The sequence below is a fragment of the Perlabentimonas gracilis genome, assembly GCF_011174675.1.
Lineage (GTDB): Bacteria > Bacteroidota > Bacteroidia > Bacteroidales > Tenuifilaceae > Perlabentimonas > Perlabentimonas gracilis.
Genome location: NZ_JAANIG010000063.1, coordinates 1 through 11,895, shown reverse-complemented (window position 1 = coordinate 11,895; position 11,895 = coordinate 1). Strand labels below are relative to the sequence as shown.

The 11,895-nt window shown below is 38.8% G+C and carries 12 protein-coding genes and 1 pseudogene; all 13 read left to right on the top strand.

Annotated features, from left to right (window positions below):
* Positions 1 to 182, top strand: a pseudogene (locus tag G8O23_RS17325) (IS4 family transposase); the annotation flags it as partial.
* A gap of 10 nt (positions 183 to 192) precedes the next feature.
* On the top strand, positions 193 to 1,434 hold the full coding sequence (locus G8O23_RS16440) for a radical SAM peptide maturase (protein WP_166366857.1): 1,242 nt from the start codon (positions 193 to 195) through the stop codon (positions 1,432 to 1,434).
* Positions 1,427 to 2,671 (top strand): TIGR04150 pseudo-rSAM protein, encoded by a 1,245-nt coding sequence (locus tag G8O23_RS16435; RefSeq protein WP_166366855.1) that lies wholly within the window; start codon positions 1,427 to 1,429, stop codon positions 2,669 to 2,671. The genes G8O23_RS16440 and G8O23_RS16435 overlap by 8 nt, the downstream gene beginning before the upstream one ends.
* Positions 2,672 to 3,073: 402 nt before the next feature.
* Positions 3,074 to 3,346, top strand: a complete 273-nt coding sequence (locus tag G8O23_RS16430; protein WP_166366853.1) for an HTH domain-containing protein — start codon at positions 3,074 to 3,076, stop codon at positions 3,344 to 3,346.
* A 317-nt stretch (positions 3,347 to 3,663) separates the two neighbouring features.
* Positions 3,664 to 3,870, top strand: coding sequence for a hypothetical protein (locus G8O23_RS16425; protein ID WP_166366852.1), 207 nt, complete (start codon positions 3,664 to 3,666; stop codon positions 3,868 to 3,870).
* 312 nt (positions 3,871 to 4,182) lie between these two features.
* The gene (locus G8O23_RS16420; RefSeq protein ID WP_166366851.1) at positions 4,183 to 5,424 is read left to right on the top strand and encodes a hypothetical protein; all 1,242 of its coding nucleotides are present in this window, start codon (positions 4,183 to 4,185) and stop codon (positions 5,422 to 5,424) included.
* Positions 5,425 to 5,435: 11 nt separating this feature from the next.
* The gene (gwsG, locus tag G8O23_RS16415) at positions 5,436 to 6,410 is read left to right on the top strand and encodes a grasp-with-spasm system ATP-grasp peptide maturase (RefSeq protein ID WP_166366850.1); all 975 of its coding nucleotides are present in this window, start codon (positions 5,436 to 5,438) and stop codon (positions 6,408 to 6,410) included.
* A gap of 193 nt (positions 6,411 to 6,603) precedes the next feature.
* The gene (gwsS, locus tag G8O23_RS16410) at positions 6,604 to 7,680 is read left to right on the top strand and encodes a grasp-with-spasm system SPASM domain peptide maturase (protein ID WP_166366849.1); all 1,077 of its coding nucleotides are present in this window, start codon (positions 6,604 to 6,606) and stop codon (positions 7,678 to 7,680) included.
* A gap of 143 nt (positions 7,681 to 7,823) precedes the next feature.
* A complete protein-coding gene (locus tag G8O23_RS16405) occupies positions 7,824 to 8,111 on the top strand; it encodes a hypothetical protein (RefSeq protein ID WP_166366848.1) in 288 nt (95 codons plus the stop codon).
* On the top strand, positions 8,098 to 8,940 hold the full coding sequence (locus tag G8O23_RS16400; protein WP_166366847.1) for a BRO-N domain-containing protein: 843 nt from the start codon (positions 8,098 to 8,100) through the stop codon (positions 8,938 to 8,940). Before G8O23_RS16405 ends, G8O23_RS16400 begins: the two co-directional genes overlap by 14 nt.
* An 81-nt stretch (positions 8,941 to 9,021) precedes the next feature.
* Positions 9,022 to 9,282 (top strand): hypothetical protein, encoded by a 261-nt coding sequence (locus tag G8O23_RS16395; RefSeq protein WP_166366845.1) that lies wholly within the window; start codon positions 9,022 to 9,024, stop codon positions 9,280 to 9,282.
* A gap of 220 nt (positions 9,283 to 9,502) precedes the next feature.
* A complete protein-coding gene (locus G8O23_RS16390) occupies positions 9,503 to 9,775 on the top strand; it encodes an HTH domain-containing protein (RefSeq protein WP_166366843.1) in 273 nt (90 codons plus the stop codon).
* Between the two features lie 340 nt (positions 9,776 to 10,115).
* Positions 10,116 to 11,702 (top strand): vitamin K epoxide reductase family protein, encoded by a 1,587-nt coding sequence (locus G8O23_RS16385; RefSeq protein WP_166366841.1) that lies wholly within the window; start codon positions 10,116 to 10,118, stop codon positions 11,700 to 11,702.
* Positions 11,703 to 11,895 lie beyond the last annotated feature (193 nt).

Here is an 11,895-nt window from a genome sequence, read left to right as displayed (position 1 = left end):
CGTATTGCCTCGTGGCAATCATTGGGAACAAACTAAAAGTTGACCGTCCAATCTACGAAATTTTACAGATTCTCAGCATTTCCCTACTCGATAAAACTCATATAAGAGAGATACTTACTAAATGCGATTACAAAGATGTCAAAGAACAAAAAAATAAACAACTAAAAATCAGTGGGTTTTAAGTGCCCACGTATGACCCAAATTGATGAGGGGGAGGTGGAGTATAACCTGTCTAACCTAAACACCCTAACCCTAGAGGTTACAGAGCGGTGCAATATCAACTGCGTTTACTGTGGATTTGGCAATTACTACGATGATAACGAAGGGCGAGCAACCCGACGAATGAGCTTTGACCAGGCCAAGCAAGCCATTGATTTTCTTAGAAAGCACCTGAATTCCAACAAATGCCGATCGTACCAAAGACCATTCTATATCGGTTTTTACGGAGGAGAACCCCTACTTGAGATAGAGCTAATTAAACGAATTGTGGAGTATGCCAAGGGGCTGGAGCTTAAGAACCATAGGCTTGCTTTTGCCATGACCACCAATGGCATTCTGCTGCGCGATCACATTAATTTCCTTGCTAATAACAAGTTTTCCCTATTAATTAGCCTCGATGGCGATGCCCACTCCTCGGGGTACAGGGTGCACCACAACGGCTCGCCCACCCATAGTGCAGTGGTTGAAAATGCGCTTTACCTAAAGCAACGTCAGCCAGAGTACTTCGAAACTAATGTACATTTCAATGCGGTGCTGCATAACCTGAACAGCGTTGAGGGCATCCACAGCTTCTTTAGCAAAGAGTTTGGTAAGAGACCAATGATCAGCGAGCTGAATACTAGCGGAATAAAAGAGGAACTTAAAAAGGAATTTTTCCTTAAGTATCGTAATTCCAAAGCAAGCTTGTACGAATCAGAAAACTATGCATTAATTGAAGATGACTTATTTATTAAGTCCCCAACAATTAAGGATTTAGGAATTTTTTTGATGCAGTACCTGAGTAATTATTACGAAAATTACAACGGATTCTTTACTTCTAAAATTCCAAAAAAATATTACCCAACAGGTACCTGTTCCCCCTTTTCACGAAAAATGTACGTAACCACTCAGGGTGAGATTCTTATCTGCGAAAGGATAGACTACAAGTACTCGGTGGGTAGGATTGATGATGCAGGGGTACATATAGATATACCAAGAATTAATAGGTTCTACTCAGAGCAATACTCGAGGATGAAGCCACTGTGCGAGAAATGCTACAACCTAACTGCTTGCGTACAGTGTATGTTTTACTTGGATTTAGACAAAGATAGACCCATGTGCTCAGGTTTTATGAGCAAAACAACGTTCGAGAATTACATTGCGAAACAAATTGATCTTATGGAAGCAAAGCCCTATCTCTACAAACGAATAATTGAGGAGGTTAACTATGACTAAGTATATGTTGTACCTTGAACCTTACACTTTTCTTAAACGAGATGAAGAGAAGGTTCTAATTGTAAATACGTTATCCGGCAAATGCTTTGTAGTTAACGCTTTTGTTGAACTTAATCAGCTAGTTGACAGGATTCAGACTAACGAAAAGAGTTATTCTGTTCAACTTGATGCAAGCGAAATAGAGAATTCACAATACAGCGAATTCATATCAATAGTAAGAAGCACGTATTCCGGAGATGTTGTTAAGTTAGAGGGGCAGAGCTTACCCCCAGTAATTCTTCCCCCAAGGGTTAACAATCGATTGGATATTGCAAAACTCAGTAACAATAAGGATAGAAGTATTGGAGACGAAGCGAAGGACTATATCCAAGAGGTAACGGTTGTTTTAACTAACAAATGTAGTTTTGACTGTACTGACTGTAGCAAGCACTACAGGCAATTTGCTGCTTGTACAAAGGCCTTTGGGGACTTAATGGAACTATCCTTAGGTCAAGTAAAGAAATTCTTCAAACAGTTTAACCCTCAAAGACATCCCGCAGTAGCCATTATTGGGGGTGACATCACTCAGTACTCGGAGTTGACCGATGCCCTATTGTACTTTGCCTCGATAAATGCTAAAAAATCATTGTTGCTGCATGCAAATCATATCCAAAGGTTTGTAAATAGTGTAGGTAATAATATGCCGAGTTCAATCTCCCTAAAGGTAAACATACCACCTGATTGCACAGAGCCATTTTTTCTGGAGTTTGTTCCCAGGCTTATAGCTCAATACGAGGTTATGCTTCAATTTATTGTGGAATCGGAGAAAGACTTTCTTAAAGCGAATGCGCTCGCCAACAAACTAGAGCTTGAAAATGTCTCTTTCAAGCCCTTTTTCAATGGTCATAACTTTGAGTTTTTTACCAATCAAGTGTTCCTTTCGCACGACGATATTATTTGCGAAAGGTATAGTAAAAACGATATTTTCCTAAGGCAGTCAATCAATTCCTATGATTTTGGAAAGATTACTATTATACCTAATGGCGAAATTGTAGCCAATCCCAATTTTGGTAGTATTGGGGATGTAAGCACATCGATTGGAGATTTATACGCAAATGAGGTTGAGAATGGGAAGTCTTGGTTCCGAACCAGAACCGAACAACCATGCAACAATTGTGTTTACCAATGGTTATGTCCCTCACCTTCTAACTATGAGTTGGCAATTGGCAAACCAAATTTGTGTCATATTTTTGAGTAGAATAGTTAAAGAGAGGGCCCTTTGCTACCACGGTTTTATCGTGTGGGAACGAAGCAAATAGAATGGTTATACTTGCTTTATAAGAAAAGCCATCCGAGGAGATTGGCTGTTCAGCCTTCCCAAGTTCTGGTTCGCAGGCACGGTCGAGTTCTCTCGGAAAGTTTTCACCTACACAAAATCGATTTGGATAGCAGCAGGGACATTCATCCCTCCCAGCAGCCAGCAAAAAAACATAAACTCAAGTGCCATTATATCATCCCATTAGCAATCGGGCTTAATTTTTTTCAAAAAAAACTTCAAAAATCATTGTCACAAATCCGGTATTGGCGACACATATAGTAGAGGGGCTTATTGCCTCTACACAGTTTCACCCTATTTATTAACCATTAACCAACAAACGCAATGATTTTAAAAGCAAGAGATCTGGTGGAAACGCTCCACCAGCAAATTGAAAGCCGCACCACTGGAACACCCGCCCAGCTGGCCCAGCGCTTGGGCATTTCCCATCGCACCTTAATGCGCTACATTGCCCAGCTGCGCGAGATGGGCGCCGATATCCGGTTTAGCCTCCACCGCAACACGTACTACTACGCTACATCCCTAACCTTTCGGTTTGGGTACGAGCCCGTGTTTGCTAGTGATAATAGCTCTATGGGGAGTGGAGAAGAGGGATAGCAAATTACCTCCCATTATACATTGTCGTTATTTGTAATTACTCTAAATTAGTGCCAAAAAGTGTTTTTTTTGAAAAGTTCATACCTGTGTGTTATAGGTTTTAAGTGCAATAAAATGAGCGCGTTAAAGTAATTGTGGCGCTTTGTTAGTTTTCAAATTATTTGTTAAAAACCACCGGTGCCACCCCATGTCACCGGTGTGACTTACCTTTGGTATGCCAAAACAACCGTAAGGCGCCAAAGGAGGTTTTGGTGGGCGGTAATCCGAAAAGCCCTGCGGGTCGTCCGCAAGAGTAGGAAACTTAATAATTCAAAATAATGGAAAGTGTTTTAAAAAAGTTTGAGAAAAAATCCATAGATATGTCTAAAGTTTATGGTGGGTCTTCAGAGCATTATACTGGAACAAGATCCGTTGCAGGTCCAGATGGGACAGTAACTTCTGGTGAGGAGTATGCCTATGTTAACGATGATGGCAGCATTACTACTGCTGTGTTTAAAGATGAACGGATTATCCATATGGACTAATTAATTGTTATTATTATTGATTTTAACTAATCCGGCACCATTACTGTTTGTGCCGGATTAGATTAGTTGCTATTCAATATTTTATAGCAAACCACTCTCCCAACATAGTTATGAGTCTGGTTTCATAGTGTTGGAAAAACATAGGCTATACAAATAATTTTGCTTTGCTAAAAAGTATTGATGATATTACTTGTCATAATAATAAAAAGTGAATCTTTTTTAGTAACTTTTTACATTAAAATCTTATGTAAAGCATCTTAAAAATCAATAAAACAGGAGTCTATTGGTAAATGCTAATCAATTACATTTAAAATGAAATATACCATAGTTTTTTCAATCCTATTTCACATTACCCTGCTTAGCTCATCCGCTCAGACCCAGCAAACCTACAGAGCTTACTACGATAGTATTAATGTGGCAGAGCTAAGCGTATTCGAGCTTAATTTCCATAAAGCCTACGATACTTATAGTAGAACTTTCTCAAGGTTCGAGAAAAGGCACGTCAACGACCTTCACAATGCCTCCCTGTGCGCAATACTAATTGGGGAGCATGCACAGGCCAAGGAGTGGATAATGGAGATGATTACCAAAGGGGTTGATGTCAATACGCTGAATACCCGATACTTTAAAGAGCTCCCCGAGCCTATATGGGAGGAGATTAGGCAAAGCAGTAGTTTCCTTAGGTCGATTTACCACTCTAGGGTCGACTCTAGCTATATGGCTACACTTGACACGCTACGAGAGCGAGAACAAGATTTCCTAATAAACCGAAAGCCTAAAGCGAGTTACGATAGCCTGGTGTATGAGCATGCCAAGGTTTTGCACGCATTGGTCTCGGAACGAGGAGTCCCTACCGTCCCTTTATACGGCAGATTTCATTTTCCTATCGATGTCTTACTTCATCATTTTGGGCTTAGGAATCAATTGAAATTTCCAAATGAGAATGATATCGACCTAGATGCTGAGCCATACAAATCTATGGATTTTTCGCAATGCGATCTTGAGCCACTTCTTCGCGAGGGGGTATTCAATGGCGAACTTACGCCCCAATTCCTTGCCTCAGCTATGGCGCATAGCGAGTTGGACTCAACCCGCCAGCTGGGGGCATTTTGGTTAACTGTCGATTTAGGCTCAAAAACCATTACAAGCGAATCTACAAGTGAAGAGAACCTAGAACAGATTGATCTATACCGTCAATCTCTGGGGTTGGAGTCAGCGCGCGATGCGGCTAAGAAAGATATTATGGCTGCCCATTATTTTAATCAGGAATCGTTCCCGTTCGATGAACATATACGCCGGTTTAGAGAGATTGGATATAAAAAAAAGGCAGTTAAATCTATAGAATCAGGAAGTAAGGTAGATCATCAATTAAATCTAAAGGCTTTTAGAGCACTTCGTGAAATTCAAACATCTTTTTTTGAAAGCAACAGGTATAGGGTTGAAAGCAATTCAGGCAAGGAGAGTTTAACCATTGACAATAAGCTTAGCCTACTTAAAGAATTTCGATTTAGTCAAAGCATTGTGATTCATCGTTTAACTCCAGAACCCGAGTAAAGAGAGTGTCTATGGTCTTAATCTTCAGCGAGGAGTGCGAGCGTACCACCGATGAGGTAGTGCAATGGTTAATACTGAACGGGAAAAAGTTTTTACGCATCAATAGGGAGGATGAGGTAAGAATTGTAAATGTTTCACCAAGCAAAGGAATTATTGAGGTGGAAGTGAATGGTAGAGTTTACGACTTATGTCAGTTTAGCAACATATGGTATAGAAGGGGTAGCCTTTCTCCAAACTGTGTTAAGACAGCAATATCCGAACTGGGAATTCAGCCACATAGGGTGCAGCAGGTTGGGCAATTCCTATCGAATGAATGGAAAATTTTACAGCACTATATGTTTTTCGTCTTAGAACGAAAAAAGGGAGCTATAGGAAGCTTCTCAAAGTCTTTTATCAATAAACCCATAGTTCTGTCTTTTGCTAAGGAGTGTGGTCTCGCTATACCAGAAACAGTTATAACTGGAAATGGTCGTGTTTTGTATGATGAATTGAAATGTAAACCATTAATATCTAAACCCATTAGCGAAGCGGAGACTTTTCGAAATACAGATGGCTCATCCTCAAAAATGCTAACAACTTCTGTGCAGGTATTATCTCTTGATAGGGATTCAGAATTTTTCCCCTCATTAGTTCAGCATAGAATTGAAAAGTGGATAGAGTTGAGAATCTTTTTTGTAAAGGACACATACTACTCAATGGCAATTTTCTCACAGAACAACGCTAAAACTTCAATAGACTTCAGAAATTATGATGACGAAAGGCCCAACCGTATGGTTCCATTCCTTTTACCTATGCTAGTAGAAAAACGACTACGCAACCTTATGGATAAGTTAGGGCTGGATACAGGCTCCATAGATATGATAGTTACGCCCCAAAAAGAGTATTTTTTCCTGGAGGTTAATCCAGTAGGAAATATCGAAATGGTTACCAAGAATTGCAACTACCCTATTGAAATGGAAATTGCTAAATATTTGACACATGAATGATGAGAACTTGTTACCTCGCAAAACGATTATGCCATTATGTGTGAGAAATGCTGTACTGTTAGAGAATAGTTCGGTAAGAGTATTGAGAATAGTATCAAATGCACGGTTGCAATCGAATAGGGTTATTGTTGATCAGCCTTCTAAGCCTATATCCAGAATATTTAGTTTTCAATTATGATACATATTTTTAGATATGAGATACTATAAACGTTTTGCTAATTGTTTCCCAATAGATGGATATAAAAATTATGCTGTTTACGATATTTCCAGAAAGGACGTTTTTGCTATTGACAAGCCTACCTTCGAATTGCTAGGTTTAGAAATTATTTTCGAAGAATTACTTCAAGGACTTCCCAATAATCGTTTCTCTGAGCTACTGGATAAGGAAATCATTTTTCAATGCCCAAAAGGTGATGAGAATCTATTCCCTTTCATAAAAACCAATTGGTATAGTCCTTTCTCAATTACTAATTGCATTGTTGACTGGAGTATCGACTCGAAATATGATATAATAAAAGCCCTAGAACAACTAGACAAAATTGGATGCAAAACCCTACAATTACGGTTTTATCCCAACATAGAAGAGAACCAAGTTGTTAAAGCACTGAAATGTATTGTTGGAATGAATATTAGGGGAGTTGAGTTAGTTGTTCCCTTTAGCGAGGAACTCATTAAATTTATTACCAGGGAATTTGAGTCTATCGTTAGCATCATTTGTTATTCAGCAGATTCTACATCAGTTAAAGCATATAATAACTGTCAGGTTATACTTACCAAAGAGATGTTTTTAGGTGTAGAACAATGTGGAGTGGTAAGCCCTAGTTACTTCATTTGTAATAACGATTTCTTCTTTGAGTCAAACAATCACAATAGTTGCCTTAATCGAAAAATATCCATCGACACCCACGGCAACATCAAAAACTGCCCTTCCTGCTCCCAATCCTTTGGTAACATAAATGACACAACTCTAGAGCAAGCATTTAAACATCCCGATTTTAAAAAGCACTGGAACATCACCAAGGATCAAATAGATGTTTGCAAGGATTGCGAGTTCCGCCATATGTGCACCGATTGCCGCGTATTTATTAAGGATCCCGAAAATATTTACTCCCAACCTGCTAAGTGTACCTACAACCCCTACATAGCCAAGTGGCAGGGTGAGGAGGGCTACGTGCCGGTTGAGGAGTGCGGTACCTATACATGGGAAACGGGATTTGTGGTTAACCATAAACGAGTGGCAGAGTTGAACAAGCAGCTTTGGGGTGAGTAAGTGGCAACATAATGAACTACATATAACTTTTCTTCCTACTTTTACATTTTTGCATTCATCATTTTACATTCTACATTCATTATTCAAAAATGCCTTTCCCCCACTACCTCCAACACAGCTTGCCCCGATTAATCGGGGATGCCATGCCTGTCAACCAAAAGGGGATGCACAGCGGCCCAAACTCTACGCATCGGGACAGGCACTGCCTAAGAATGGTTTCGCGCCACTACGGTAAGCCTACCTATGCTTTCGCTTCGGTAGGCAGGCACTACAATTTTGAGACCCTGCGTGAGCGTAGCCATATACCACGCGAGTTGGTGGAGGTTAGCCCGATCTTAATTGGAACAAGGTTCTGGCTCGTTTTAAAAAATGCTAATTTTGCCTTGCGTACATCAAAAAGCAATAGATTTTCAGAATATGGAGCAGAATAAAATTGTTGTTTTTCAGAGCAAAAGCATACGCAGGGTATGGATTGAGAATGAATGGTATTTCTCGGTAATTGATATTGTAGGCGTACTAACAGAAAGCACAAACCCCCGCGACTACTGGTTTAAGATGAAAACCAGGGTTGCTCTTGAAGATGGAATCCAACTGTCGACAATTTGTCGACAGTTGAAACTTGAGGCTCCAGATGGCAAAATGCGAAAAACGGATTGCGCCAACACGCAATCCCTTTTTCGTATTATTCAATCCATCCCATCGCCTAAGGCAGAGCCTTTTAAGCAGTGGCTTGCAAAGATAGGATACGAACGTGTGCAGGAAATTGAGAATCCTGAACTTGCCCAGGAGCGAATGAAAGAGATGTATGAGCAAAAGGGCTACCCCAAAGACTGGATTGACAAACGAATAAGAGGTATTGCCATTCGACAGAATTTAACCGACGAGTGGAAGGAGAGGGGTATAGATAATGAGCGCGACTATGCCATACTTACTGCTGAAATTTCAAAAGCAACCTTTGGATTAACACCCTCTGAATACAAAAAATTAAAGGGTCTTGCCCTGAAAAACCAGAATCTAAGGGATCATATGACCGACTTTGAACTCATTTTTACGATGCTGGGCGAGAAGGTAACCACTGAGATTTCTAAGAACGAAAAGCCAAAAACGTTCTCAAAAAATAAAAGTGTGGCTAAAAGAGGTGGTTCAGTTGCCGGAAAAGCCCGTAAAGAGACCGAAAAAGAACTAGGTAAAAGTATAATATCCGAGGAAAACTTTTTATCATTAGATAATGCTAAGGCCATTAAAAACAAGGATGAGTAAATAGTAAAATGAACTACTTTCGAAAAAATGTCTTACCACTTATATAACCAACACAGCTTGCCCCGATTAATCGGGGAAGCAATGGACTGCGATCCAATCCCGACGCGTCGGGACAGGCACTGCCTATGGATGGAGGCGCGCCACTACGGTAAGCCTACCTATGCTTTCGCTTCGGTAGGCAGGCATTACAATTTAGAGACCCTGCGTGAGCGTAGCCATATAATCCGCCGGCTGGCGGAGATGAGTATGCTGGGTATTACCCCATTTGGCAAATTTTCAGGTGTGTATATTAAAGGAAGTCCTAAATACATAATGTATGCTCAGTTTTGTTATTACAGTTAGCATCTAAGTTATAGTTTTCGCTATTTTTTACACCTGCCTTTAGAATAGACACAAATCCAAATACCAATAAACCAGCCCGTTAGCCATCGGGCTTAATTTTTTTCAAAAAAAACTTCAAAAATCATTGTCACAAATCCGGTATTGGCGACACATATAGTAGAGGGGCTTATTGCCTCTACACAGTTTCACCCTATTTATTAACCATTAACCAACAAACGCAATGATTTTAAAAGCAAGAGATCTGGTGGAAACGCTCCACCAGCAAATTGAAAGCCGCACCACTGGAACACCCGCCCAGCTGGCCCAGCGCTTGGGCATTTCCCATCGCACCTTAATGCGCTACATTGCCCAGCTGCGCGAGATGGGCGCCGATATCCGGTTTAGCCTCCACCGCAACACGTACTACTACGCTACATCCCTAACCTTTCGGTTTGGGTACGAGCCCGTGTTTGCTAATGACGATAACCCTGTGGGGAATGGGGAAGGGGATTAGCAAGTTACCCTCCCCTTTCCTTTATCGTTATTTGTAATTACTCTAAATTAGTACCCAAAAGTATTTTTTTTGAAAAGTTAATACCTGTGTGTTATAGGTTTTAAGTACAATAAAATGAGCGCATTAAAGCAATTGTGGCGCTTTGCTAGTTTTCAAATTATTTGTTAAAAACCACCGGGGACATCTCGTGTCCCTGATCGAATTTATATTTGTTAGGTGAAATATTATCCTAGGATATTGAAAATTTCTTAATGATAATTCTATAAGAATTATTTAATAGAGATACATAATAAGTTTTAAGTTGAACAAATAAACATATAGAAGTCACGTGAGAAATGCAATGATCGATAATAATATTTATACAGTTTTACGAATATTGTATAAAACTTTTAAGTTAAACTTCAATTCTGAAGTTGTATATCGATTAAATGAACACCCATTTTTCCCTAGTTTTTTATCAATACAGCATGTGTTAAAGTATGAGGGAGTTGATAGCATTGCAATTAGTACAACTATTGAAAACCTTAGGAACGATTTACCAAAACCAGTACTTGTACATGTACGAACAAATACAGATTTATTCCTTCTTGTTAAAAATGTTGACGAATCTAACGTCCATATTATCAACGAGAAGGGGGGCGTGAGTTTGGAACCCATTAATAGTTTCTTAAAAATATGGGATGGCAACGCTATGCTTTTTGATTCTGAAGGAATTACACCACGCAAATGTAAACTGCAAGATAGGGTTCTGTTTTTATTTGACAAGTTTAGAAACCCATTTGTTATTTCTGCGCTATTTTTTTTCATTTGTTTTTTTATTATTCAATTACATAGTCAACGAGTTGTTTACAACTATTTATTTCTTTTGTTTTCGCTTATAGGTGTTATTTTTTCTGGGTTATTAGTTCTGCAAAGTGTTGATGAACATAATCCATATGTAAAAAGATTTTGTACCTCTAGAAAGAGTAAAAAAATTAATTGCTCTTCAATCCTTAATTCAAAGGATGCATATTTCCTTGGGATACTATCTTGGAGCGATATTGGCATTGTATTCTTTTCTTTTGTCTTCCTGTTAAATCTTTTTAAACCTGATAGTTTTGGTTATGCTGTCACTAGCGTAAGTACAGCATTATCGTTTCCATATGTTTTCTATTCAATCACTTATCAGAAATTTGTAGCAAAAACCTGGTGTAGGCTTTGTTTAGGCGTACAGGTTATGATTACAGCATTATTTGTTGTTTCTATTGGACTTTATATTACCCAAGGCATTGAACTAAAATGTACAACAGAAGATTTAATCCCCACTTTTCTGTTAATTATTACAATTTGCGCAAGCTACATATTATTAAAACAATTGTTGGCTAAATCATACGGGTTAAAAGGAATTGTGTCGGGTTATCGATCACTTAAGCATGATGCAGAGGTTAAACAGATAGTGTTTAAAAGACAACAAAAAGTTGCAAATGCTCCCGGTGCAAGTATTATTTTGGGAAATCCGGCTGGTAAATCAAATATAAAACTTGTCGTAAGCCCTGTTTGTAATCCATGCATAAATGAATTGAAGGTACTAATACCAATTTTAAAGCGTAAGGAAAATACGAGGATTGAACTTATTTTTTTAACAGATAAAAAGGAGATAGACCCTCTCGCTTATAATTTGGCAATGATGCTTATCGATAAGTATTATAGTAAACCTATTGACTTTATAAATGATTTATGGATTTATATTGAAAATTACCCATCGAGCAAGCATAAATATAAAGATTACAAATTCTGCAATAATAGTGAATTGATAGAAAGAGCGCTTTTGGAACAAATAAATTGGAGTATTTCTAACAAGTTGTATAGCACTCCAGCAATCTTTATAGATGGGCGTTTGCTACCAAGCATATTCTCCACTAAGGAAATTGATTTTTTATGTTTTTAAAATGATATTGATGCGCATCGATCGACTTACCGAAGAGTCGTAAAAATTCGGTAAAAAATCCTTTATTTATTAACTTAAAACTTTTAAATTATGAAATATGATTATCCGTAATTGTACCTAAGTTTTCCATACCAAGTATCTTCGACAGCTGCAACTAGTAGTCTATCAAATAGATTCGCTCCAAAATATCGTC